Source organism: Aquimarina sp. KJ22-3 (assembly GCF_055808215.1).
In genome coordinates this window covers 1,803,056-1,825,032 of record NZ_CM147859.1, presented here as the reverse complement: position 1 = coordinate 1,825,032, position 21,977 = coordinate 1,803,056, and the positions used below count along the sequence as shown (strand labels likewise).

General features: G+C 35.4%; 28 protein-coding genes and 1 pseudogene. 21 read left to right on the top strand and 8 right to left on the bottom strand.

Going from position 1 to position 21,977, the window contains the following annotated elements:
* The first annotated feature begins 25 nt into the window (after nt 1-25).
* A pseudogene (locus tag AC0L3Q_RS08070) lies at nt 26-975 on the top strand (LysR substrate-binding domain-containing protein).
* A gap of 14 nt (nt 976-989) precedes the next feature.
* Here AC0L3Q_RS08070 and AC0L3Q_RS08065 read toward each other — a convergent pair.
* The 3 genes from AC0L3Q_RS08065 to AC0L3Q_RS08055 form a co-directional block, all read right to left on the bottom strand.
* A complete protein-coding gene (locus AC0L3Q_RS08065) occupies nt 990-1,190 on the bottom strand; it encodes a hypothetical protein (protein ID WP_073314891.1) in 201 nt (66 codons plus the stop codon).
* 132 nt (nt 1,191-1,322) lie between these two features.
* A complete protein-coding gene (locus AC0L3Q_RS08060) occupies nt 1,323-2,123 on the bottom strand; it encodes a TIGR00266 family protein (RefSeq protein WP_473286100.1) in 801 nt (266 codons plus the stop codon).
* Between the two features lie 106 nt (nt 2,124-2,229).
* Nucleotides 2,230-2,685 (bottom strand): DUF4442 domain-containing protein, encoded by a 456-nt coding sequence (locus tag AC0L3Q_RS08055; RefSeq protein ID WP_473286099.1) that lies wholly within the window; start codon nt 2,683-2,685, stop codon nt 2,230-2,232.
* Nucleotides 2,686-2,840: 155 nt separating this feature from the next.
* On the opposite strand from AC0L3Q_RS08055, the gene AC0L3Q_RS08050 reads away from it, so the two are divergent.
* The 6 genes from AC0L3Q_RS08050 to AC0L3Q_RS08025 all read left to right on the top strand — a co-directional run bounded on the left by AC0L3Q_RS08050 (nt 2,841) and on the right by AC0L3Q_RS08025 (nt 6,764).
* Nucleotides 2,841-3,293, top strand: a complete 453-nt coding sequence (locus tag AC0L3Q_RS08050) for a DUF4870 domain-containing protein (protein WP_473286098.1) — start codon at nt 2,841-2,843, stop codon at nt 3,291-3,293.
* Nucleotides 3,294-3,296: 3 nt separating this feature from the next.
* The gene (locus AC0L3Q_RS08045) at nt 3,297-3,830 is read left to right on the top strand and encodes a hypothetical protein (protein WP_473286097.1); all 534 of its coding nucleotides are present in this window, start codon (nt 3,297-3,299) and stop codon (nt 3,828-3,830) included.
* Nucleotides 3,831-3,905: 75 nt separating this feature from the next.
* The gene (locus AC0L3Q_RS08040) at nt 3,906-4,241 is read left to right on the top strand and encodes a PadR family transcriptional regulator (protein ID WP_073314900.1); all 336 of its coding nucleotides are present in this window, start codon (nt 3,906-3,908) and stop codon (nt 4,239-4,241) included.
* A 1-nt stretch (nt 4,242) separates the two neighbouring features.
* Nucleotides 4,243-4,818 (top strand): PspC domain-containing protein, encoded by a 576-nt coding sequence (locus AC0L3Q_RS08035; RefSeq protein ID WP_473286096.1) that lies wholly within the window; start codon nt 4,243-4,245, stop codon nt 4,816-4,818.
* The gene (locus AC0L3Q_RS08030; protein WP_473286095.1) at nt 4,793-5,989 is read left to right on the top strand and encodes a hypothetical protein; all 1,197 of its coding nucleotides are present in this window, start codon (nt 4,793-4,795) and stop codon (nt 5,987-5,989) included. The genes AC0L3Q_RS08035 and AC0L3Q_RS08030 overlap by 26 nt, the downstream gene beginning before the upstream one ends.
* 46 nt (nt 5,990-6,035) lie before the next feature.
* Entirely contained in the window at nt 6,036-6,764 is a 729-nt protein-coding gene (locus AC0L3Q_RS08025) for a head GIN domain-containing protein (protein ID WP_073314904.1), read from the top strand.
* 185 nt (nt 6,765-6,949) lie between these two features.
* On the opposite strand, the gene AC0L3Q_RS08020 is transcribed toward AC0L3Q_RS08025, so the two are convergent.
* Together AC0L3Q_RS08020 and AC0L3Q_RS08015 are read right to left on the bottom strand one after the other, a co-directional pair.
* Complete coding sequence (locus tag AC0L3Q_RS08020; protein WP_473286094.1) at nt 6,950-7,447, bottom strand: hypothetical protein; 498 nt, start codon at nt 7,445-7,447, stop codon at nt 6,950-6,952.
* A 243-nt stretch (nt 7,448-7,690) separates the two neighbouring features.
* Nucleotides 7,691-8,521, bottom strand: coding sequence for a DUF1963 domain-containing protein (locus AC0L3Q_RS08015; protein WP_473286093.1), 831 nt, complete (start codon nt 8,519-8,521; stop codon nt 7,691-7,693).
* A gap of 302 nt (nt 8,522-8,823) precedes the next feature.
* On the opposite strand from AC0L3Q_RS08015, the gene AC0L3Q_RS08010 reads away from it, so the two are divergent.
* On the top strand, nt 8,824-9,684 hold the full coding sequence (locus AC0L3Q_RS08010; RefSeq protein WP_473286092.1) for a GIN domain-containing protein: 861 nt from the start codon (nt 8,824-8,826) through the stop codon (nt 9,682-9,684).
* Between the two features lie 78 nt (nt 9,685-9,762).
* Here the strand turns inward: AC0L3Q_RS08010 and trxB are convergent, their stop codons facing one another.
* Nucleotides 9,763-10,731, bottom strand: a complete 969-nt coding sequence (trxB, locus tag AC0L3Q_RS08005; RefSeq protein WP_073314907.1) for a thioredoxin-disulfide reductase — start codon at nt 10,729-10,731, stop codon at nt 9,763-9,765.
* 167 nt (nt 10,732-10,898) lie between these two features.
* On the opposite strand from trxB, the gene AC0L3Q_RS08000 reads away from it, so the two are divergent.
* The 7 genes from AC0L3Q_RS08000 (at nt 10,899) to AC0L3Q_RS07970 (ending at nt 15,688) form a co-directional block, all read left to right on the top strand.
* Entirely contained in the window at nt 10,899-11,723 is an 825-nt protein-coding gene (locus AC0L3Q_RS08000) for a tetratricopeptide repeat protein (RefSeq protein ID WP_473286091.1), read from the top strand.
* A 239-nt stretch (nt 11,724-11,962) separates the two neighbouring features.
* Entirely contained in the window at nt 11,963-12,580 is a 618-nt protein-coding gene (locus AC0L3Q_RS07995; protein ID WP_473286090.1) for a helix-turn-helix transcriptional regulator, read from the top strand.
* 363 nt (nt 12,581-12,943) lie between these two features.
* A complete protein-coding gene (locus AC0L3Q_RS07990) occupies nt 12,944-13,723 on the top strand; it encodes a sterol desaturase family protein (protein ID WP_473286089.1) in 780 nt (259 codons plus the stop codon).
* 82 nt (nt 13,724-13,805) lie between these two features.
* Nucleotides 13,806-14,237: a hypothetical protein gene (locus tag AC0L3Q_RS07985; RefSeq protein ID WP_473286088.1), complete on the top strand. Its 432-nt coding sequence runs from the start codon at nt 13,806-13,808 to the stop codon at nt 14,235-14,237.
* Nucleotides 14,238-14,252: 15 nt separating this feature from the next.
* On the top strand, nt 14,253-14,594 hold the full coding sequence (locus AC0L3Q_RS07980; RefSeq protein ID WP_473286087.1) for a YdhR family protein: 342 nt from the start codon (nt 14,253-14,255) through the stop codon (nt 14,592-14,594).
* 32 nt (nt 14,595-14,626) lie between these two features.
* Nucleotides 14,627-15,238: a trimeric intracellular cation channel family protein gene (locus tag AC0L3Q_RS07975; protein ID WP_473286086.1), complete on the top strand. Its 612-nt coding sequence runs from the start codon at nt 14,627-14,629 to the stop codon at nt 15,236-15,238.
* A 36-nt stretch (nt 15,239-15,274) separates the two neighbouring features.
* Nucleotides 15,275-15,688, top strand: coding sequence for a hypothetical protein (locus AC0L3Q_RS07970; protein ID WP_473286085.1), 414 nt, complete (start codon nt 15,275-15,277; stop codon nt 15,686-15,688).
* Nucleotides 15,689-15,740: 52 nt separating this feature from the next.
* On the opposite strand, the gene AC0L3Q_RS07965 is transcribed toward AC0L3Q_RS07970, so the two are convergent.
* Both AC0L3Q_RS07965 and AC0L3Q_RS07960 read right to left on the bottom strand, forming a co-directional pair.
* On the bottom strand, nt 15,741-16,088 hold the full coding sequence (locus AC0L3Q_RS07965; protein WP_473286084.1) for a hypothetical protein: 348 nt from the start codon (nt 16,086-16,088) through the stop codon (nt 15,741-15,743).
* A gap of 59 nt (nt 16,089-16,147) precedes the next feature.
* Nucleotides 16,148-16,666 carry a fasciclin domain-containing protein gene (locus tag AC0L3Q_RS07960; protein WP_473286083.1) on the bottom strand — a complete coding sequence of 173 codons (519 nt, stop codon included), beginning with the start codon at nt 16,664-16,666 and terminating at the stop codon, nt 16,148-16,150.
* Nucleotides 16,667-16,788: 122 nt separating this feature from the next.
* Between AC0L3Q_RS07960 and AC0L3Q_RS07955 the strand changes: the two genes are divergently transcribed.
* The 6 genes from AC0L3Q_RS07955 to AC0L3Q_RS07930 all read left to right on the top strand — a co-directional run bounded on the left by AC0L3Q_RS07955 (nt 16,789) and on the right by AC0L3Q_RS07930 (nt 21,962).
* Nucleotides 16,789-17,343, top strand: coding sequence for an RNA polymerase sigma factor (locus AC0L3Q_RS07955; RefSeq protein WP_473286082.1), 555 nt, complete (start codon nt 16,789-16,791; stop codon nt 17,341-17,343).
* A complete protein-coding gene (locus tag AC0L3Q_RS07950) occupies nt 17,340-18,122 on the top strand; it encodes an anti-sigma factor (RefSeq protein ID WP_473286081.1) in 783 nt (260 codons plus the stop codon). The genes AC0L3Q_RS07955 and AC0L3Q_RS07950 overlap by 4 nt, the downstream gene beginning before the upstream one ends.
* Nucleotides 18,123-18,132: 10 nt before the next feature.
* A complete protein-coding gene (locus tag AC0L3Q_RS07945; protein ID WP_473286080.1) occupies nt 18,133-18,495 on the top strand; it encodes a VOC family protein in 363 nt (120 codons plus the stop codon).
* Between the two features lie 133 nt (nt 18,496-18,628).
* Complete coding sequence (locus AC0L3Q_RS07940) at nt 18,629-19,159, top strand: hypothetical protein (RefSeq protein WP_473286079.1); 531 nt, start codon at nt 18,629-18,631, stop codon at nt 19,157-19,159.
* A gap of 193 nt (nt 19,160-19,352) precedes the next feature.
* Nucleotides 19,353-19,679 carry a hypothetical protein gene (locus AC0L3Q_RS07935; RefSeq protein WP_473286078.1) on the top strand — a complete coding sequence of 109 codons (327 nt, stop codon included), beginning with the start codon at nt 19,353-19,355 and terminating at the stop codon, nt 19,677-19,679.
* 135 nt (nt 19,680-19,814) lie between these two features.
* Nucleotides 19,815-21,962 (top strand): TonB-dependent receptor family protein, encoded by a 2,148-nt coding sequence (locus tag AC0L3Q_RS07930; RefSeq protein WP_473286077.1) that lies wholly within the window; start codon nt 19,815-19,817, stop codon nt 21,960-21,962.
* The last annotated feature ends 15 nt before the right edge of the window (nt 21,963-21,977 follow it).

Sequence of the window (21,977 nt, the reverse complement as noted above, 5' to 3'; positions counted from 1 at the left end):
TCTTTGTAGTTCTAAAATATAACCTATGACCATAACACAACTAAAATATGTTCTAGCCGTTGCCGAGCACAAAAACTTCACCAAAGCTGCGGAAAAAACATTTGTAACTCAACCCACATTGAGTATGCAAATTCAGAAATTGGAAGAAGAGTTAGATATTCTGATTTTTGACAGAAGCAAAAAACCTATAGAGCTTACCGAAGTTGGGAATAAACTAGTACAACAAGCCAGAAATATTGTCAATGAGAGCGAACGCATACAAGATATTGTAGACCAACAAAAGGGATTTATTGGAGGAGAATTCAAACTGGGAGTTATCCCTACCATTATGCCCACATTGTTACCTATGTTTTTGACCAATTTTATCAAAAAATATCCCAAGGTAAAACTAAAAATTGAAGAACTAACTACAGAGGCTATTATTGAACGCTTGATGGATGGGCATTTGGATGCGGCCATAGCTGCTACCCCGCTAGAAAATGAGAATATAAAAGAACGTGTTCTATATTATGAACCTTTTGTTGGATACATCCCCAATAACCATAGGTTGAACCAAAAGAAAAAGATCGATGCGACAGATTTGGATATAGATGACTTGCTATTGCTAGAAGATGGTCACTGTTTTAGAGATGGTATTATCAACTTATGCAAGACACAAAAAAGTTATGATGAAGATCATTTCCAGTTGCAAAGTGGAAGTTTTGAAACTTTGGTAAAATTGGCGAACGAAGGATTGGGTATGACTCTACTCCCTATTTACATACTATGGATGTAAAGGAAAGTGAAAAAACGAATTTGCATTATTTTAATGAACCAACACCAGCAAGAGAAGTAAGCTTAATCTTCAACAAAAGTGAATTAAAAATGCAGATCATAGATGCACTGCATACCACTATCGCTGGAGTAGTAAAAGGTGCAATCGCATTTCAAAATGTTCAAATTATAAGCCCTATTACAAAAGTAAAAAGCGACTAAAAAGTCGCTTTTTTTTATGTTGTTTTTAAATAGATTAAACAAGATTGTAATTCTGGTTGTTTAACCGTCAAGGATTGAATCCATATTTTCAATTCTTCAATCTCGTGCGGAAGTAGTCTGTTTAGTGCTTTTAGAACTTCCTTTGTAAAAAGATTAACATCAAAACTTACTTTTTTAAGAACAGTTTTAGTGTAATCAAACATTGCTCTGGCCATAAATTAATAGGGGTTTAAATGTTAGGTTTAAACTAGTAATTGTAGGAATAAGCTTACATTTTAATATTTAACTAATACTAATATATGCAAATAAAACTAAAAAACCAGTCTTTTAGCGCTTATTTAACACAGTTAAAAATTGTTATCGCCATCCAAAAGATCTCCTAAACCTCCCAAAATACTACCTTCACCTTTACTTTTACCTCCTCCCCTTGGAGCTAAAGCAAGTACTCGATTTGCTAACCTACTAAATGGAAGTGATTGTATATATACTACTCCTGGTCCTGTTAAGGTAGCAAAGAATAATCCTTCGCCCCCAAAGATGGTATTTTTAATACCTCCTACAAACTCAATATCATAGTTTACTCCTTTAGAAAAACCAATAATACATCCGGTATCTATCTTTAATTTTTCACCTGGTTGTAGCTCTTTTCGTGCTGTGGTACCCCCAGCATGCACAAATGCCATACCATCACCTTCTAGTTTTTGCATGATAAACCCTTCTCCCCCAAAAAGGCCACGACCTAATTTTCTAGAAAACTCGATTCCGATAGAAACTCCTTTAGCGGCGCATAGAAAAGCATCTTTCTGACAAATAAATTTACCGCCGTAATTCGTTAAATCAATAGGAATGATTTTTCCTGGATAGGGAGAAGCAAAACTTACGCGTTTCTTTGCTATAGCTTCATTATAAAAGGCTGTCATAAATAAACTTTCTCCGGTAAGCAGTCGTTTTCCCGCTCCAAAGATTTTACCCATGATCCCTTTATCCTTGTCAGACCCATCTCCAAAGATGGTATCCATTTTTATACCATCATCCATCATCATAAAGCTTCCTGCTTCGGCAATTACGCCTTCTTGTGGATCCAACTCGATCTCCACATATTGCATTTCTTCTCCAATGATGTCGTAGTCTATTTCGTGTGCTGTCATAATAACTAGGTATACGTTTTAATGATTAAATGAATGTTTATACTATTGGTAAACATTTTTTACAAAGCGTTACACCTATTTTTGATTTAAGTAGGATCGCTTTGTGTTACCCTTTTACTTTCAAGGTCCATTCAAAGTTAAAAGTAGATACTTCTACTCCTTCTTTATTGGTTCCGATAGATTTCATCCATACCGTTTGCCCTTCTCCTGTTTCAATAGCTTTTTCGATTGCTTTTTCTACCAATCCACCATCTTCACAAACAAAAGTAATTCTCCCCGTAGCCTTTTTGGTAAAGGTAGCATTGTTATTAGCTACCAACATCGAAATTTTCTTTCCGCTGTTCCTAATATAACCAGTTACTAAAGCTCCTGTGGTTAACTCAGCTGCCATTCCCTGTACGGCCCAAAACATAGAATTAAAAGGATTTTGATTGAACCATCTGTGCTTTACGGTAACGGTACAAGTCGTTCTGTCGATAGATTTAACCCGTACTCCGCATAGCCAAGCCGAAGGTAATTTAAATAGTAAGAAGGTATTTAGTTTTCCTGGAGTGATATTCATTGATTAACATTTTTGATAGTTACAATATAGGTAAAAGTAATTGGGTTCGAAAATCCATGTTTTCTTAAATTTATGTTAAATTATGGTACTATGTTTTGCATAATACCTTTTTTTAGACATATATTTGCATAAGAAACTATTATATACTTTTAAAAATGTCATCTAATAACCACAAAAATATCGCAACGTTCATGCACCTGGGGGCATTTTCCAAATACTTTATTCCGTTTGGAAATTACATTGTTCCCATATTGCTTTGGACCACCAATAAGGACAAATCAGAGTTTATTGACGAAAACGGAAAAGAGGCCATCAATTTTCAACTGAGTATATTATTGTATACTGTTATCTTAGGAATGTTTTCCTTCCCGTTTTTCATCTTTAATGTTTTTGGAGATGCTTCTATTACAGATTTATTTCACCATGATTCGATATCTATCAATTTTTCGAATCCTGGAGGATTTAGAACACTTATAGGTGCTTCGTTTATAGGAGTAATCGCGCTAATCGGTTTCTTTCTCGAAATCATTTTTGTAATTACTGCTGCATTAAAAGCGAACAAAGGAGAATCATATATATACCCGTTATCCATCAGATTTATCAAATAAACAATGAAGTCATCTATCAACATATCGTATATTTTGGTTACTGCTTTGGCAGTGTTGCTTACCTTCATTGTACATGAGTTTGCACACTATGTAACTGGAGAGCTATTAGGGTATTCGATGAAGATGACATTAAATTCGGTAACCTTAAAAGAGGGAACCTATAATTCTGATTGGCATAGCTATTTAGTAACCGCTGCCGGACCTATAATAACTATTGTATTAGCTTTTGTGTTCTTTTATGTACTAAGAAAAACTGGTAAAGTATCCTGGTATCCATTTTTGTTTTTCGCTTTTGTTTTTAGACTTATGGCAATGGTAATTTCCATATTCAACCCTAATGACGAAGCAAGATTAAGTTATGTCCTTGGACTTGGATATTGGATGCTTCCATTATTAGTAACATTTACATTATTGTTTCTGGTTATCAAAACCTCAAAAGAACAAGGGTACAGTCTAAAATTTAACCTCATCAATTATCTTTTAGCAACAGTCTTTGTTACTGGAGTTGTATGCCTTGATCAATATGTTTTAAAATAATCATCAATCAAAATTCATCAATCAATCAAACCATCAATCAAAAAATGAACAGTTTAACTTTTAAAAATTAGTTTTATGAAGATCGAAAACACGAAAGCGCAAATGCGCAAGGGTGTTCTGGAATATTGCATACTTTCTATCTTAAAGGACGATGATGCTTATGTTGCCGAGATTTTGGGAACCTTAAAAGATGCAAAGATGCTCGTGGTAGAAGGTACGATTTACCCCCTACTAACCAGGCTAAAAAATGCCGGGCTTTTAAACTATCGCTGGGAAGAATCAACCTCGGGACCGCCACGGAAATATTATGGACTCACAGAAACCGGAAAGTTGTTTCTAAAGGAATTAAACACTACTTGGGACGAATTACAACACGCTGTAAATCTGGTAACCAAACAAAAAAAGAAGTAAAATGAACAAAACAGTCAATATAAATTTAGCAGGGATATTTTTTCATATCGATGAGGATGCCTATCTCAAATTGCAACGGTACCTCAGCGCGATCAAACGTTCCTTTACAGATTCTCAGGGTAGAGACGAGATTATTGCCGACATAGAAGCACGTATTGCAGAGCTTTTTAGTGAAAAAATAAGAGATGAAAGACAAGTTATCGGTAATAAAGAAGTAGATGAAGTAATCGCAGTGATGGGACAACCAGAAGATTACCGATTGGATGAGGAAATTTTTGAAGACGAACCAAGAGCATCGTATCAAAGACCGAAAAGTTCTAAGCAGTTGTTCAGAGATACTACCAATTCGTATGTAGGAGGTGTAAGTTCAGGGCTTTCTCACTATTTAGGAATAGATTCTACATGGATTCGTTTGGCATGGATTTTATTTACGATCTTTTCTAGTGGAGCTTTTATCTTGATTTATATCGCTTTCTGGATTTTTGTACCAGAAGCCAAATCCACTTCAGACTTTCTTGCCATGAAAGGAGAGGCGGTGAATATCAGCAATATTGAAAAAAATCAAAGAGGGTTTTGACGATGTAGCCGATACCGTAAAAAATGTAGACTATCAAAAATACAGCAATAAAGTAAAAAGTAGTTCTACCACTTTTTTTGAAGCCCTTGGAGACGTTTTATTGTTCTTATTGAAGATCTTTGTAAAATTCATTGGTGTCATCCTTATCATCACTGCCGGTATTACTTTGATCAGTTTGTTTATAGGATTATTTACGGTAGGGACCTTTGGATTTATGGATACCCCTTGGACCGAATATATCGAAGTTGGTAACCACCCCGATGTTCCACTATGGATTGTATCCTTGTTAGCGTTCTTTGCAGTAGGAATACCTTTCTTCTTCCTATTCATCCTTGGATTGAAGATTTTGATTAACAACCTTAAATCCATAGGTACCCCTGCAAAATTGGGATTATTAGGAGTTTGGATCATTTCTATAATCGGATTGAGTGTGATCGGTATTAGACAAGCAACTTTAGAAGCATATGATGCTGATGTAATTACCGAAGAAAAAACACTTCCAATTACAGCCAAAGACACGCTTACCATCAAAATGCAAGGTAATGATCGATATGTGCGTCAGTTAAGACACAGAGATGATTATAGAATCAAAAGAGATGAAGAAGGCAATAGAGTGATTGTAGTACGCGATATAGAAATCTATATGAAGTCTACCAAAAGAGATTCTGTAGTGAGTCTTGCCATAAAGAAAAAAGCAGAAGGTAGATCGTATGATGAAGCTTCAGAACGTGCGGAAGACATCAAGTACTTTTATGAATTAGAAGGAAAAACACTACTGTTAGATGGATTTGCGATCACAGATTACGCAAACAAATTTAGAGATCAGGAAGTGAATATCACCCTAACGCTACCAGAAGGTATTACCATTTACGCCGATGATAACACATCTGGTTTCAATAACTCCTGGACCTATGATGATTATATCACTATCGATCGAAAAGAGGAAGAATATTTGAAATTAGTTGACGGTAAGTTTGTATGCGAAAGCTGCCCTGAGAAAGAAAACGATTGGGAGTATGATGAAGATGAGGACGAGGTAAACATTCACATTAACTCTGAGGACAAAAATTTTAATTTAAAAATAGACGAAGACGGCGTTGAATTAAATAATGAACCCGTAAAAGTAAAAATAGACGAGGACGGTATAGAAATCAAAACCGACGAAAATTAAATCAAAAAACGAACAGTTAAATCACAACACTAAAATCTGAAAAACAATGACCACACTAGCCAAATTTTTAGTCACCCTTTGTATGTCCCTAGCCTTTTGTTCATGCAATATTTCTATCGATGGACTTAATGGGATCAAAGGACAAGGAGAAGTAGTAAAAAAAGAGAGAACCATAGATCAAAACTTTGAAGCTGTAAAAGCAAGCAGAGGATTAGATGTTATTTTAGTAGAAAGTAATGACAAGAAAGTTATCGTAGAAGCTAATGAAAATCTACATGAGCATATTGAGATTTATGTAGAAAAAAACACCCTGTACATTACATCTGATGAGAATATTTATAGAGCAGACGAGAAAAAAGTATATGTCTCTTATGATCAACTCAACAAAATACATGTCAATAGTGGAGCCAGCGTATATTCTGATCAGGAAGTAGCGCAAAAAGATCTTGCGCTTAGTGCTTCTAGTGGAGCGGATATCAAGTTGAAAGTAAAAGCACAAACGGTAAACTCTTCGGTTTCTAGTGGTGCATTTATTGATCTTGAAGGAAAAGTAGAAAACCATTCTGCAAGTGCCTCGAGCGGAGCTAATATTCGCGCTCAAGATCTATTGAGTTTGGTTTCAGAAGCAAAAGCAAGTAGTGGCGCTAACATAAGAATCCATGCTCAAAAAGAATTTACAGGAAAAGCTACAAGCGGTGCCAATGTAGTATACTATGGAAAACCAGAAAAAGTATCAGAAACCGATAACTCTGGAGGAAACGTAAGAAGAAACTAATCAATCCTAACAATCTAACCAACCAAAATCATACTGCCCGAAAAGCACCCATTGTTGAAACCTTAGTTCATGTTAAGTACTAAATTTTTCGGGCAGTTTTTATTTTACGATTCTAGTTTAATAAATATAAAAATATCCTGTACAACTTGTGCAGGATATTTTTGCTAAACAGTTTTTAGAAAAAATCAAAGTAGTCCATATACGATTTTTACTTTTGATCCAATTATTTTTTCAAGGTCCTCAATGAAACTTTCTTTTAATGACCAATTCCAAAATATAAACCCTAGATCCCCAAATGCCCATACATAATTAAAATCATAGTCAGTAATATCATTGGTTTCTAAACAGTTTGAACAGGTTAAATTTGTTTCTCCTACTTGATCATACCAATTACTGACAAGACTGACCCAATCTGTATCTATCATATTATAAAAGCAATGAGGACACAGAAGTTCCTCGACATTATTTTGACCACTATTAAACACAGTACGGGTATTAACAATTTGAAGATCAAGCATAAAAACTCCTTCATCTTTAATAACAGTATAGGCCTTTTTACCGGGACTAAGATCCTCCTTAATAATTTCTCTTTGGATCAAACTGTCCTTGACTTTTTTAGTAATCCTAGGAATATCCTGTTTTTGAATACCTACTGGAACAATTGAAATATAAGAATCACTCATTTACAAAATCTTATTTGGTGTAGGTTTAAGAGTTATTTGAATTTCTGATCGTCCTTTTTTAACACCCTAAATTAAGGGATGTTACTATTTATTAGTATTTAGAAATAATCTTCAAATTGTATGATTGACTCATAAGTTCAATGCCTTCCTTCTATTTTTCTGTATAAGAATGTATGTATAAAGGAAACATATTTATTGAAGAATACCAATGTGGTGAACCTTATGGAACGTTAACAATATTCTTTAATCATTTTGTGATGTGAATCTAACATTACCAAAATCTTTTTTCCGAAGATCCTCTTCATGGATGCCAAAATAAAGTACATTATTGAATCGCTCATCATAATCTCCATCCAAAAAGTCTAGTTGTAGCAAATTAATATATCTAGGCGCTTGTTCTTTTGCTTCCTCTTCAGCTTTTACGTAATCAAAATTCTGGTCAAACTTTTGGTTCATATGAATCCAAGAAAAAGCAGGGTCATTCTGTAAATTCTTGGTGTGACCTAAAATTTGACTCCCAATATCAGCGGAATAATTAACAATCTTGTTTATTTTTTCTTGTATATCAAAGATAAAATCATCTTCCTCAAACAAGTTTAGATAATCTTCATTTTTGATATGATAACTATCCTCAGTTGAAGGTATTGTCAGGTATTCTTTGAAGTCAATAAAATACTCCTTAATCGTTGGGAATACCCCATTATTGAAATTACAAGGAGCTGTCTCTAAGTACTCTTCAATATAGATGACTTTTACATAATCCTGTTGTATAGGGTAAGTTTCTAGGTAATCCTGTATAAAAAAGTAAAGAATACCTTTAACGGGTAATTTATTTTCTAAATCAAAATGTTTTATTTCGTTTACAAAAATTTGAGAGATAAAAACATAAGGTTTACCATTTAATTCTGGATATTTAAAGCTGTTAGGAACATCAGGAATGCCTCCTATTTTGGATTTGTTCTTTGTTCGGTTTTCGGATAAAGAAATAGCTATTGCAGGCAATAAATGATCTATAACAGCTCCAGCATTCAAGGGCGACTCATTTATCAAAGCTTTTTTTACGGTTTCAATCATTTTAAGAAACATTGACACGAAAATATGAAAGTAGATAGAATATTAAATACAGTATTCTGTATTAGAGTAGATTTTTTACATCTATCGCATTCGTTTTTAATTCATCATAAATTGAATAAGACATTTTTATGACTCCCAAAGCCCCTTTTTCTTTGTTTTTACCATCTGGCACAATTTCTTTTTAAGAAAAATGTTATTGTTTTTGGTACATGTTTTGCGCTACCATTTTTGTAACTTATGTTTGCTACATAAACATTTGCTTTTTTTGTAGTCTTTATCAAAAATTAAAATCACACAATCCAATGAAAAAGTTATTCTTTTTATGCTGTATTTGTTTCATAACCTTCAGCGCTTCTGCTCAAAAAGAAAAAATAAAGGGAAACAAAATTGTAAGCACAGAACGTTATGAGGTAGAACCCTTTCATACTATAGAAATTTACGAAGGGTTTGAAGTTACTTTGGATGAAAGTAGTGACAGTGAGGTAAAAATTGAAGCTGACAGCAATATACAACGTGTCATACAAATAGAGGTCGTAGATAGTGTACTAACTATAAAATCTGACAAAGATCTTCGTCGAGCCAAAGCACTCAATATTGATATTTTGTATGGATCAGAGCTTAAAAAGATCATCTTATATGACAAGGTGAATGCAAAATCATTGTCTGCTATCAAATCTTCCGGCCTTACTGTTGAAGTTAATGATTATGCAGAAGTGTTTCTCACCACAGAAACCGGTAATTTGAGTTGTATCGCCTATGGAAAATCAAGAGCAGAGTTACACGCAAGTGCCACTAGCGTTGTCTATCAAGTAAATGAAAACTCTGAAGTAAAAGGTATTGTTACTGCTGATGAATTTAAAATTGATTTGTATCAAAAAGCTACGGCAGAACTAGAAGGAGAAGTGCAGTTTATGCAACTACGTACCGATAACGAAACTGACTTTTATGGGACTAAATTAAATGCTACAAAAGCTTCTCTTTTGGCCGAAGGGTCTAGTGATAATTATGTTCAAATCCAAGAAGAAATAACCATCGAGGCCAAAGATAAATCTGAAATTTTTCTGTTAGGAGAACCTAAAATTAGTATTCAAGGATTTACCAATGAGGCTGCACTTTTCAAGAAAAATATTGACTACACTCCTAGTAAGTTACGATTAAACTAGGTGCATAAAGTCTTACGAAAACAAAAAAAGCATCTTGATACTCTCAAGATGCTTTTTTATATCTTCAAATTCTTTCTTTTAAGCTGAAACTCCTGCGTTTGTTTCTACAGTCGCTAAATAGCGTTCTGCGTCCAAAGCTGCCATACATCCGGTTCCTGCAGCAGTAATCGCCTGTCTGTATTCTTTATCCTGAACATCTCCTGATGCAAATACTCCAGGGATATTGGTCTTCGTAGATTTACCTTCGGTAATGATATACCCTGTATCATCCATATCCACCTGCCCTTTAAAGATATCCGTATTGGGTTTATGTCCAATAGCAATAAACAATCCAGTGATACTAATATCGGTTTTTTCGTTGGTTTGATTATTTACCATACGTAATCCTTCTACCACTTGATCACCTAATACTTCATCAACCTCGGTATTATACATCACCTTAAGGTTTGGTGTATTGTTCACTCTATGTTGCATTGCTTTTGAGGCTCTCATATAGTCTTTACGTACCAACATAGTAACACTAGAACAAATATTAGCCAAATAGGTAGCTTCTTCAGCGGCTGTATCTCCTGCTCCTACAATAGCAACGTCTTGACCTTTGTAGAAAAATCCGTCACATACCGCACAGGCAGAAACTCCTCCTCCTCTTAAACGTTGTTCACTAGGTAAACCAAGATACTTTGCAGTGGCACCAGTAGAAATAATTACAGTCTCTGCTTCTATTTCTTTACTATTATCTACAGTAACTTTGTGTATTCCTCCCACTTCTGTACTGAAGTCAACAGCAGTTACCATCCCGATGCGTACCTCGGTACCAAAGCGCTCTGCTTGTTGTTGTAACTGGACCATCATTGTTGGACCATCAATTCCCTCTGGATATCCAGGGAAATTATCAACTTCTGTTGTAGTAGTAAGTTGTCCTCCTGGTTCCATTCCTGTATACATTACAGGTTTCAAATCAGCTCTCGCTGCATATATAGCTGCAGTGTATCCTGCAGGTCCTGAGCCTACGATAAGGCATTTTATTCTTTCGATTGTATCAGACATAGTCATTTCTTTATTATCTGATGTAAAAGTAGCAATTTGAACATAAACCTTACATTAAAGTTATTAAGAATTGTTATGAAGTTATAGACATCTTAAATTATTATTAAATCATATAAAAACAGGCATAACAACTCTATATTTGTATGTCAATCAATCAATAAACCATAATGCGGGGAATACTCATTACATCCTTATTACTCCTTGTTTCTTTTAGCTATTCACAAAATAAAAAAGCAGATAGTTTACAAAATGTATTAAATCAATACTCAAAAAAAGATACTATTCGAGTTCATTTACTGAATGCTATTGGCTTTGAATATTGGATTAGTGATGCCAATCAATCTATCAATTTTGGGCAACAGGCTTTAGATTTATCAAAAACACTAAATTATGCTAAAGGGCAAGCCACAGCACAACGCATTATTGGCGTTGCCCATTGGGCGCAGGGGAATCAAAATGAAGCATTACGATTTTTGACCCACTCTCAACAGGAGTTTCAAAAACTAAAGGACGACGAAGGAATTGCCAATACTATGCTCAACATAGGTATGGTGTATGCCGATCTTAAAGAGTATGATCGAGCTCTGGAGAATTACAACAATGCTATTGATTATTTTACAGCACTGGGCTTGAAAGGAAGAATTGCTACGACATTTACAAAAATGGGGACCGTATTTTTGGAACAAGACAGACATTATGACGCCAAAGAATATATATCAAATGCACTAAAAATCCATAAGGAAAATAACTTTACCTATGGTATTGCCGAAGCTCATAATCGATTAGGGATTTTATATATCAAAAACAAAGAGTTTGCTCAGGCCAAGTATCATATCGAACGATCAATAACCACAGGGAAATCCATAGACGACAGGGATGGAATAACAAGTAATCTGATTCAATACGGGAAATTGCTCCGATATGAAAAGAACTATGAAGCCGCAGATATTCATTTGCAACTAGGGTTAAAAAGAGCAAAAAAAATAACTTAAAAAAATATGAGCTTCAGGCATATAATGAACTAAAAGAGTTAAGAAAAGAACAAGGCAAACTAGGGGAAGCCCTGGCCTTTTACGATCAATATATTTCACTCAAAGATTCTGTTTTCAATACCGAAAAATCCAAGCAAATTGCCTATCTCGAATTCGAGAAAGAGCTTGAAAGTCAGAACCGGGAACTCATATTCTTAAAAGAGAAAGAAAAAACCGATGCTTTAATCAAATGGAGTTTGATGATGGGTATCATCATTCTAGTAGGCGGAGGCTTTTTGGTGTTCAGAAATCTACGCCAACGCTCTAGAAAAAATAATGATCTCCTCGAGAAGAGCAACGAATTACTACAATCCAAAGCTCAATTGGCTCAACAAGAAATGGAGAATGCTACATTAAAACAACAGGAATTAAAGCAACAACTCAATTTCAAGAATAAAGAACTCACCTCCTATGCGATCAATTTTGTACAGAAGAATGAGTTGCTCGAAGAACTTAGAAACACTGCGTTATTAGCAAAAAAAGCAACCCCAAAAGAAAAAGATAAACTGATCGATCAGCTTAATAAAACCATCAGACAACACCTAAATATTGATAAAGATTGGGAGGATTTCAAGCGATTTTTTGAAGAAGTGTATGTTGGTTTTTATGCAAAATTGAAGGCTAAACATCCTGATCTAAGTGCAAATGACCTTAAAGTTTGTTCGTTAACCCGACTTAATCTAAATGTCAAAGAAACGGCAAGCATACTAGGGATCTCTCCAGAAAGTGCAAAAACAGCTCGCTACCGACTTCGTAAAAAGCTCGCATTGTCTCAAGAACAAGAAATATTTACCTATTTATTATCACTGGAAAATTAGTTCCTTGATTTTTGGGCAGTTCGGACGGTTAGAACTTCTTAAAACCTATCACCATATAAACAACTGTTTATCAAACAAATAAATATCACTGTCTACCTAAAATCTACTTTAGTTTAAGACCATTAAAATAGTGGTCTACTTTTAATAAAAAGATGCTCACCACGGGTACACCCCTATTCTTTCCTAAACCTCAGCAACCCTTATACTTTTGATCCCGGAAAACAAATCAAAGTTTAAAGTTATAAAAAATAACATGATGTTTAAAAACAAGAAAAATGAGGAAACAAGATCCATAAAACAATTTTGGATCAGGAGGAAAATTGAATTCACGAATAGATTAAATAACAAAAAGTAGGAGAAATTATGAAAGAGATAATAAATGCGTTGCCTAGCCCTTTAGAAATTATTACAGATCCCATATCACTAATTGTATTAGCCATGTATGCCGGTCTAATGATCTGGGAAGGCATTGCTCCGGCACGAAGCTTACCAAAAGTAAAATTCTGGAAACTTAAAGGTATGATTGCCTTTGTAGTATTTTTCTTTTTATCTACCTACTTCCCATTGTTATGGGATGGATATCTGGCCAAGTATCAACTTTTTGACCTTACCTTTTTAGGTACCGCTTGGGGAGTAATCGTAGGCGTATTGATATACGAATTAGGGTTATACCTATGGCATAGAACGATGCACAAGAATGATGCGCTATGGAAGATATTTCATCAAATGCATCATAGCGCCGAACGTTTAGACAGTTACGGAGCTTTCTATTTTAGTCCAATGGATATGATCGGGTTTACCTTTTTGGGTAGTTTATGCCTGGTACTTATTGCAGGTTTTACCCCAGAGGCTACCACATTGATCATCCTAGGAACTACATTCTTGGCAATCTTTCAGCATAGCAATATCAAAACACCGAGTTGGATAGGATATATCGTGCAACGTCCTGAAGCGCATACGTATCACCATGCCCGAGGGATTCATGCCGATAACTATGCAGACTTACCCATTATAGATATGATTTTTGGGACATTCAGAAATCCTAAAAGTTATGATCATGAAACTGGTTTTTATCCCGGTGGCTCTAGTAAGGTAAAAGACATGTTACTATTCAAAGATATTTCACAACAAAGTGAGGGTTGAGTTGAGCGAGAAGCAATTGTCCCTGGTTTTTGTAGGGTAAAACCGGGGCAATTCTTCAAATAAGTCCCAAAAAATGTATCTCATGAAAACGATCACAAACATAGGTAACAAAATCTACCGTAGATTTTTAAATAATCGATCTACCATAAGCGCATTAGTATATGGTATACTGTTGTTTTCAATTGTCCCGGAACAAAGTTTGAGTACCTCCAAATTGGTGTATCTCGAAGTATATAATGCCACCTTGTTTTACATCATAGTAAACATGCTTTTTTATACCAGCGATATTCTATATCCCAAAAAGGAGCATGTCTTTTCAAGAGACCTAATTGAAATTCTTGTAAACGTGTTGATCTCTGCGATACTCATCATCTATCTATATGCAATACGAAACAATGCAACGGAAATCAAAACCAGCCCCATATTGCTTAAGATAAACGCGCTTCTGATGTTACTGATATCTGTTTATATTTCAATAAAAACACCTTCAAATCAAAATAAAATCACATCATAAATACAGCAAGCATTCATGTTAAATGAAAAAGTAATTGTCAACGTGCAGTTTAAATCAACTTTATCCCCTAAACAATTAAAAAAAATCTCTATTAAAAGTTTGGATGAGATGGCAAATGTAAAAGGGCTAATCACCAAGTACTGCTACATCAATCCAGAAACCAGCATTATTGGGGGTACCTATTTGTTTGAAAACCTAAAGCTAGCCAGAGAGTATTTGAGTTACTTTCTTATTCAAGGAATTGGTTTAAAATATGGTATTATCCCTGATACATTGAAAATGGACACTGGAATAGTTCATCTAGAAATCAATGGAAAGAACACAAAATATTATACGAAAGATCATAATCCCAAATAGATACGCTACATTTATCCCCAAAATGAAGCCTAATGACCATTTTTACTGCTTTAGATATTTTGGGTACCATAGCTTTTGCTATTTCTGGAGCACTTAGTGCGATCAATCGTAAACTTGATCCGTTTGGTATTTTTATCATTGCGTTTGTAACCGCTATCGGAGGAGGAACCGTGAGAGATATCCTAATTGGTAATACTCCTGTTTCCTGGATGCAGAATACGCTCAATATCTATTTGATAGGAATAGCGGCAACCTTAGCGATCATTTTTAGAAACAAATTGGGATATCTTAAAAGATCGCTTTTCCTTTTTGATACCATTGGATTGGGAATTTTTACCATTATTGGGGTAGAAACAGGAATAAACGCTGGGCTAGAGCCTATTATCTCTGTTGCTTTGGGAGCTATGACAGGATGTTTTGGTGGTGTAATACGGGATATTCTTTGTAATGAGATTCCGGTAATTTTCAGGAAAGAAATTTATGCTACAGCATCTATTGCCGGAGGAATATGCTTTATGGTTTTATATGCTTTTGCTATTGACCAAAACATCATTTATATTGCTACCACATTGCTTATCATTACGATACGCCTGGTAGTTGTGAAATATAAAATCTCATTACCTACTTTTTTTATAAAGAGCTAACCTCAGTAGAAAAAGTAATTACTTATTTTTTGTCCTATGGAAAAGCATAACGAATTATCCGATCTCGATTTCAAAAAGCAGTTTCAGCAACTAAGCCTTGCTCCTGCTCTTTTTACTCACGAAGCACATTTGCGATTGGCCTGGATCCATATCCAACAAACAGGTCCCAAAAAAGCAGCAACAACCATTTGTGACCAAATTCTTCGTTTTGCTACCAAACATGGTGATCCTGGCAAGTTTAATAAAACAGTAACCATCGCAGCTGTGCAAATGGTCTATCATTTTATGCAGAAGTCAACTAGCAAAAGTTTTACAGACTTCATTAAAGAATTTCCTAGGTTGAAAAATAATTTCAAAGAGCTTATAGCCAGTCATTACAGCTGGAATATTTTTACAGCTGATCATGCCAAAAAAGAATACGTAGCACCGGACCTGTTACCTTTTACCTAAAAAAGCACCTTGATTAAGGCGCTTCTGTCTTTTTCATAGCAAATTTGATTCCCTAGTCTATCGCTTCAAATCTTACAACTGCCACAGATTTTGATGTAGCATCAAAGAATACTCGATCTTTTCCGTTAAGTTTAAACCTAGCCGTTGTAGCAGGAGCAACATCAGTCCTCTTTATAATTTCTCCATTGTTTTGAATCCTAACTCCAAAAGGATTTTCCCCTCTATTTTTAATGATAATAAAACTATCGTATCCAAAATAAGGATTAATTACAGCATCTTGACCAGGCCCTATACCTGTAATTCCCATAGATTGAGAAGAATCTAATTCTAAAGTGGTCTTGTAAGCATCACAAGAACTTAAAACACCAGCAACGATGTGTAGTAATAAGAAATGTTTCATAATACTATTTTTTATGAAAAGACTATCTGTTGGATGATCCAACAGATAGTCCGCCTTCATTACTTAGGCATTACCACATCACTAATCACATGGATCACTCCATTTTTGGCCATTACATCAGTTTTTACGATCTGACTGTAGTTACCATTCTGGTCCTTCAGCCAAATTTTACCGTCTTTCTTAATTACTTTTAATTTTGACCCCTGTAGTGTAGTTACTTCGGCTTTACCGCCTCCTTTTTTCAAGGCATTTACTACATCACTGGCAGCCAACTTTCCGCTTACTACGTGATAGGTTAGAATAGCAGAAAGTTTTTCTTTGTTTGCTGGTTCTAATAAACTGTTTAAGGTTTTTGAATCGATTTTTGCAAATGCATCATTGGTTGGAGCAAATACTGTGAACGGCCCGTCTCCTTTTAATGCGCCTACTAAATCTGCAGCTTTTACAGCTGCTACCAATGTAGAGAAGTCATCTACAGATACTGCCACATCTACAATGTCTTTATTGTTTTGAGCAGAAGCCATTTGGGCAACTAAGAATAAGAATAAGGTTGAAAGAACAAAAATTAACTTTTTCATGATTTTTATTTTAATAATTAAACATTTTTTCTGCGCGCTTTACATTATCATATACACATGTTTTTTCCTTTTGGATGAGATTGACTCATTTTTTTTAAATTTGGATAACCCTAGCCCATAAAATGCAAGATAATTTAGAGCTTATACAAAGGTTACAACAGAAGGACGGCAAAGCACTTTCGGAGATCTATGACCACTACTCTGGTGCATTGTATGGGGTTATTTTACGTATTTGTAAAAATGAGGCTATGGCGCAAGATCTATTGCAAGAAACATTTGTGAAGATCTGGGAAAAATCGAATCAATACGATCCGAAAAAGGGAAAATTCTTTACCTGGTCCTACAGAATTGCTAAAAACCAAACGTTAAATTCTTTACGTAATCCCAATAAGCTCATCCAAAATGAAGATTTGAGTGTATATATAAATAAGACTGACGAAGAACCGAAAATAGACATCCAAGAATTGGACGGTTCTCTGAAGCAACTTGAACCTCATCATCAAAAAGCGTTGGAGTTGGTTTATTTTAATGGACTTACGCATCGCGAAGCTCATGAAGAAATGAATGTGCCTTTGGGTACATTCAAATCATATGTGAAACAGGCTTTGAAAAAACTTAGAGAAGTATATCAAAAAGAACTCCTTATTCTATGGGTGCTTACTGAAATGATGATATGATGGATAGGAATACGATAAAAGATACAGGAATATTAGAGCAGTACCTGCTTGGCGAGCTCTCCGAAGATCAACGAACTCAAGTTGAAGATCTTTTGAGAGAAGATGCCGATTTGCGAGATTATTTGGGTAAAATCGAAGATGATTTTGAAAAAATCGCTTTCGAAAACGCAATTACCCCACCCGCTCATATCAAATCCGATGTACTAAATCATATTACTGATACCGCTGAAGAAGTTCCTACCATCCCTAGGCCACAAAAAAGTCAATTAGTAACTTACCTAGCTATTGCAGCTGGATTGGCCATGGTGTTTATGATTAGTGGACTGTGGTTGTATACACAATGGCAAGATGCTAAAGAAACTTTAGAAGTTGTACAAAATCAAACCAATGATTTAAGAGATAGAATTGTATCCCTGGAGAACAACCTGAATGAAACCAGCAAATGGTATACGGCTATCAATAACCCAAATACGGTAAAACTGATCTTAAAAGGCAATCAAATATCACCTACCTCTTCGGCAATCACTTATGTCAACCATTCAGAAAAAACGGTGATTTTAAATCCGCAAGGACTAACAAAGTTAAACGATGCTGAAACCTATCAAATGTGGGCCGATGTGGATGGAGAAATGATTGATATGGGCGTGATCCCATCGGATCAAAATATGATAGTGATGAAGTATATTGACAATGCTGAATCTATTAATATTACCATCGAACCTAAAGGTGGTAACGATCATCCTACAGTCGAGCGTTTGATATCCAATGTTTTATTATAACTACTAGCATATGGCAGCAAAGCTTCCGTTCATTGTCCCTGTTCTTCCCTCTGCGGATATAAAGAGAGATATACAATGGTATAAAGAAATGACAGGCTTCGAACTGGTGTTTGGAGATCATATGTATGCCGGCTTACAAAGAGATGATCTCGAAATACATCTGCAATGGCATGCGGATACCGAAGACGATCCTTTATTAGGCGGATCTGTAATCAAAATCTTTGTAGAAAATGTTATTCCCATTTTTGAAGAGTTTGTAGAACGGGGTACAGTCAACAAAGACAAATTAAGAAAACATACTCCCTGGAACACTCACGAATTTGGTTTTTACGACCCCAACAACAACGCTATCTTTTTTGTTCAGGATATTTGATTCAACTTCTTTTGATATGAAATAAGCCATATCAATAAAGTGAATACCAAATCGAAATGATGATATGGCGATTCCATTCTGGTGCTGAGTGTCATCGAAGTATAACCTATTAAGAAATAATAAATAAAAACAGATGAAAAATATAATATTCGTTCTCGTCGCTTTTGTATTTTGCAACAATCTACATGCACAAGATAACAACACCGATTATACCGAGAAAGTACAAACCCTTGACCAAACCATTATAACCCTATACGATGTTATCTCTGGTGAAAAAGAAGAAGAACGTAATTGGGAATTGTTTCGGTTTCTTTTTAAACCCGGCGCAAAACTAATCCCATCTGGAAAAGATAAAGAGGGAGTTTATCAAGTACGCTACCTATCCCCCGATGATTATATTAAAACTTCAGGGAAATGGTTGATTCAAAATGGTTTTTTTGAAAATGAAATTCATCGGGAAACACAAACCTTTGGTAATATCACACAAGTATTTAGCACCTATGAATCTTTCAAAACTAAAAATGATACCACTCCATTCATAAGAGGCATCAATAGCATTCAGTTACTTAATGATGGGAAAAGATGGTGGATCATCAATATCTATTGGACACAGGAAACTGAAGAAAATCCGATTCCTAGCAAGTACGCTACTAAAAACAAATAACGTAATCCTCTGAAAGTAGAACGGATACGATATTCTTGTGCTTATCCAACAACTTTTAACAACAACTTATTTAATTTTTGTGAGTATCAAACCGCACGAATTCGTATTTTTGCGCGAAATTTAGTAGCATTTAATGAGGGTTCTGTTCTCAATACTATTGTTTGCCACATTTGCCGTAAAACCGGTTATGGAGATGAGTACAATCATGTACTATCAGCTCAATATCGATTATATTGTGGAAACCTATTGTGTAAACAAAGAACGCCCCAAACTTAATTGTAATGGTAAGTGTTACTTAATGAGTCAAATGAAGGCTAAAACACAACCTTCTGAAGAGCAACCCGACACCATTATTAGTACAGAGGCTTTTATTCCTCTTTTCTTTCAAGATCATACGGTTCGCATTAAAAACCTTGATTTTTTAGGTTTTGAATACTTACACAATTGGAAAACCGAGGATTTGGTTACCAAAACCATTCTCAACGATATAGATCATCCACCAGAATACCTCCTTTCTTAATTATTTACTTTTTACAGAATGCTAAAAGCTTAGGGTTCTGAGTATTCTTTTAAATCATTTTTAAATAAAATGGCGAGTCTGTTGTATGAATATTTCAAATCATACATTGGATGGACTATACAATCAATTATTATAATGAAACTACATACTTATGTCTTATTCCTTCTTATAGGAATACAGACGTATGCACAAAATGAGTATCCAACAAAAGAACAGGATACGATTATGTCAGAAGAAACACTAGAAGAAGTTATTGTGACTTCGGCTAGTCGAGAAATACAAAAAAGATCTGAAGTACCAGGTTCTATCTCTACCTTAAATGCAAAGGCTTTAAAAGAAACCAAAGCATTTGGAATCGATCAACTGGTGAATCAAGTACCTGGAGTTTTTATGTCGACTTCAAGGGTAGCGAGTAACGAACAACACTTTATGGCTGTTCGTTCTCCGATATCTACAAAAGCATTGTTTTTATACCTGGAAGATGGTCTGCAAATACGGCCTACCTCTGTTTTTAATCACAATGCATTATTAGAAATGAACGATGTGGCCTATAACCGAGTAGAGGTTTTAAAAGGACCAGCATCGAGTATCTACGGTAGTGAATCGATAGGAGGAAGTTTTAACTTTATTACAAAATCTCCATCCGAAGATTTGAGTGGTAGCGTAGGTTTCCAGACCAACGACCTGGGATTAACACGTTACGAATTTGAAGTTTCTGATTCACCTAGCGAACAATTCGGGTTTTACTTGGGCGGACAACATGTACAACGACAAGATGGCCCTATCGAGCACAGTGATTACGAGAAAACGGCCATTACTTTTAAAACGGTATACGATATCTCCGAAAAGCTTAATTGGACAACTGTAGTAGATTTGGTAGATTATCGTTCGGATATGACCGGTTCTTTGAGTGAAGCGGATTACGAAAGTGGTAATTTTGAAAGTGACCAAACGTTTACAGAGCGAGATGCATTGGCGTTTAGAGTACGAAGCACATTCAACCCCCAATGGAACGAACAAAACAAAACCTCGTTCAACCTGATCGTTCGTGATAATCGTATGGATCAGAATCCATCCTATAGAATTCGTCAATTCAGAAACCAGGGGCAACTTACTGGCTTTGGATCTGGAGAGATCAACTCCAATCAATTCAGGAGTTATGTAGGTTTAGTCCAACACAAAGTAAACATGAACTTTGCCAACTCTTCTTTAATTGTAGGAGCTACAGCAGATTATTCTCCTCAGGAATATATGGCAGAAAGCACCAATGTTATTGTAGATCCAGAAACGGGTAGAAACATTGATTTTACGATCAACTCTGGACAGTATATCTTGAACTACGAGGCTGATATTTTTAACTACGCTGGTTTTTTTCAGTACGAAATATCACCTGTGGATCAGGTAAAAGTAACGGCCGCACTTCGTTATGATGCCTTCGAATATGATTATGACAACCAAGTGGATGGTATCGTAGGAGTTGATGATGCTGTAGATAATTTCAACAATCTTACACCAAAACTGGGAGTGAATTATAATTTCACTTCAAGATCTGGAGTATATGCTAATTATTCGCAAGGATTTACACCACCACAAGTTTCTACATTGTACCGTAATCGTAACGATTTAATAGGAATCAAGCCAAGTCGTTACAATAACTATGAAATTGGAGGATACCTCTCTTCTTCAAAATTTAAAGTAGATGCTGCTATTTATGTTTTGGATGGACAAAACACCTTAATCACGTTAAGAGATCTTGATGATAACTTTTTCAATACCAATGCTGGTAAAACAAGATCCTATGGTGTTGAATATGGAGTTACATGGTCCCCTATCAAAGAATTATCCATTACGCACAATGGTAGTTATGCGATGCACAGATATATAGATTTCTTTGATCGTGGGGTAGACTTCTCGGATACCGATAGAGAAACCGCTCCTAACCTTTTAGGGAATTCTTTGATCACCTATCGAAAAAACATCAACACCGATTTAGGGTTCAGTGTTACTGCAGAACACGAGTTGGTGGGTGAATACAATACCAGTTTCGAAGGACAGGTAGAAAATGAAGATGGTACTTTTGGTACCGCCACCTACGATGGACATAGTGTGTTCAACCTAAGAGCCAATGTAGCTTACAAAGGATTCGAGTTGTGGGGTCATGCGCTCAATGTTTTTGACGAGTTGTATGCTGCAAGAGCTTCTTTTAATCGATTTAGAGGAGAAAATAGCTTTACGGTAGGAAATCCCCGAGCTTTTCATGTAGGGATGCGATATAATTTTTAAACCATTGAGACCTGA

What these genes read in the sequence shown, in the direction of transcription:
- AC0L3Q_RS08065 (WP_073314891.1), bottom strand. Translation starts at nt 1,190, where the DNA reads ATGGCCAGAGCAATGTTTGATTACACTAAAACTGTTCTTAAAAAAGTA.
- AC0L3Q_RS08060 (WP_473286100.1), bottom strand. Translation starts at nt 2,123, where the DNA reads ATGACAGCACACGAAATAGACTACGACATCATTGGAGAAGAAATGCAA.
- AC0L3Q_RS08055 (WP_473286099.1), bottom strand. Translation starts at nt 2,685, where the DNA reads ATGAATATCACTCCAGGAAAACTAAATACCTTCTTACTATTTAAATTA.
- AC0L3Q_RS08050 (WP_473286098.1), top strand. Translation starts at nt 2,841, where the DNA reads ATGTCATCTAATAACCACAAAAATATCGCAACGTTCATGCACCTGGGG.
- AC0L3Q_RS08045 (WP_473286097.1), top strand. Translation starts at nt 3,297, where the DNA reads ATGAAGTCATCTATCAACATATCGTATATTTTGGTTACTGCTTTGGCA.
- AC0L3Q_RS08040 (WP_073314900.1), top strand. Translation starts at nt 3,906, where the DNA reads ATGAAGATCGAAAACACGAAAGCGCAAATGCGCAAGGGTGTTCTGGAA.
- AC0L3Q_RS08035 (WP_473286096.1), top strand. Translation starts at nt 4,243, where the DNA reads ATGAACAAAACAGTCAATATAAATTTAGCAGGGATATTTTTTCATATC.
- AC0L3Q_RS08025 (WP_073314904.1), top strand. Translation starts at nt 6,036, where the DNA reads ATGACCACACTAGCCAAATTTTTAGTCACCCTTTGTATGTCCCTAGCC.
- AC0L3Q_RS08020 (WP_473286094.1), bottom strand. Translation starts at nt 7,447, where the DNA reads ATGAGTGATTCTTATATTTCAATTGTTCCAGTAGGTATTCAAAAACAG.
- AC0L3Q_RS08015 (WP_473286093.1), bottom strand. Translation starts at nt 8,521, where the DNA reads ATGATTGAAACCGTAAAAAAAGCTTTGATAAATGAGTCGCCCTTGAAT.
- AC0L3Q_RS08010 (WP_473286092.1), top strand. Translation starts at nt 8,824, where the DNA reads ATGAAAAAGTTATTCTTTTTATGCTGTATTTGTTTCATAACCTTCAGC.
- trxB (WP_073314907.1), bottom strand. Translation starts at nt 10,731, where the DNA reads ATGTCTGATACAATCGAAAGAATAAAATGCCTTATCGTAGGCTCAGGA.
- AC0L3Q_RS08000 (WP_473286091.1), top strand. Translation starts at nt 10,899, where the DNA reads ATGCGGGGAATACTCATTACATCCTTATTACTCCTTGTTTCTTTTAGC.
- AC0L3Q_RS07995 (WP_473286090.1), top strand. Translation starts at nt 11,963, where the DNA reads ATGATGGGTATCATCATTCTAGTAGGCGGAGGCTTTTTGGTGTTCAGA.
- AC0L3Q_RS07990 (WP_473286089.1), top strand. Translation starts at nt 12,944, where the DNA reads ATGAAAGAGATAATAAATGCGTTGCCTAGCCCTTTAGAAATTATTACA.
- AC0L3Q_RS07985 (WP_473286088.1), top strand. Translation starts at nt 13,806, where the DNA reads ATGAAAACGATCACAAACATAGGTAACAAAATCTACCGTAGATTTTTA.
- AC0L3Q_RS07980 (WP_473286087.1), top strand. Translation starts at nt 14,253, where the DNA reads ATGTTAAATGAAAAAGTAATTGTCAACGTGCAGTTTAAATCAACTTTA.
- AC0L3Q_RS07975 (WP_473286086.1), top strand. Translation starts at nt 14,627, where the DNA reads ATGACCATTTTTACTGCTTTAGATATTTTGGGTACCATAGCTTTTGCT.
- AC0L3Q_RS07970 (WP_473286085.1), top strand. Translation starts at nt 15,275, where the DNA reads ATGGAAAAGCATAACGAATTATCCGATCTCGATTTCAAAAAGCAGTTT.
- AC0L3Q_RS07965 (WP_473286084.1), bottom strand. Translation starts at nt 16,088, where the DNA reads ATGAAACATTTCTTATTACTACACATCGTTGCTGGTGTTTTAAGTTCT.
- AC0L3Q_RS07960 (WP_473286083.1), bottom strand. Translation starts at nt 16,666, where the DNA reads ATGAAAAAGTTAATTTTTGTTCTTTCAACCTTATTCTTATTCTTAGTT.
- AC0L3Q_RS07955 (WP_473286082.1), top strand. Translation starts at nt 16,789, where the DNA reads ATGCAAGATAATTTAGAGCTTATACAAAGGTTACAACAGAAGGACGGC.
- AC0L3Q_RS07950 (WP_473286081.1), top strand. Translation starts at nt 17,340, where the DNA reads ATGATGGATAGGAATACGATAAAAGATACAGGAATATTAGAGCAGTAC.
- AC0L3Q_RS07945 (WP_473286080.1), top strand. Translation starts at nt 18,133, where the DNA reads ATGGCAGCAAAGCTTCCGTTCATTGTCCCTGTTCTTCCCTCTGCGGAT.
- AC0L3Q_RS07940 (WP_473286079.1), top strand. Translation starts at nt 18,629, where the DNA reads ATGAAAAATATAATATTCGTTCTCGTCGCTTTTGTATTTTGCAACAAT.
- AC0L3Q_RS07935 (WP_473286078.1), top strand. Translation starts at nt 19,353, where the DNA reads ATGAGTACAATCATGTACTATCAGCTCAATATCGATTATATTGTGGAA.
- AC0L3Q_RS07930 (WP_473286077.1), top strand. Translation starts at nt 19,815, where the DNA reads ATGAAACTACATACTTATGTCTTATTCCTTCTTATAGGAATACAGACG.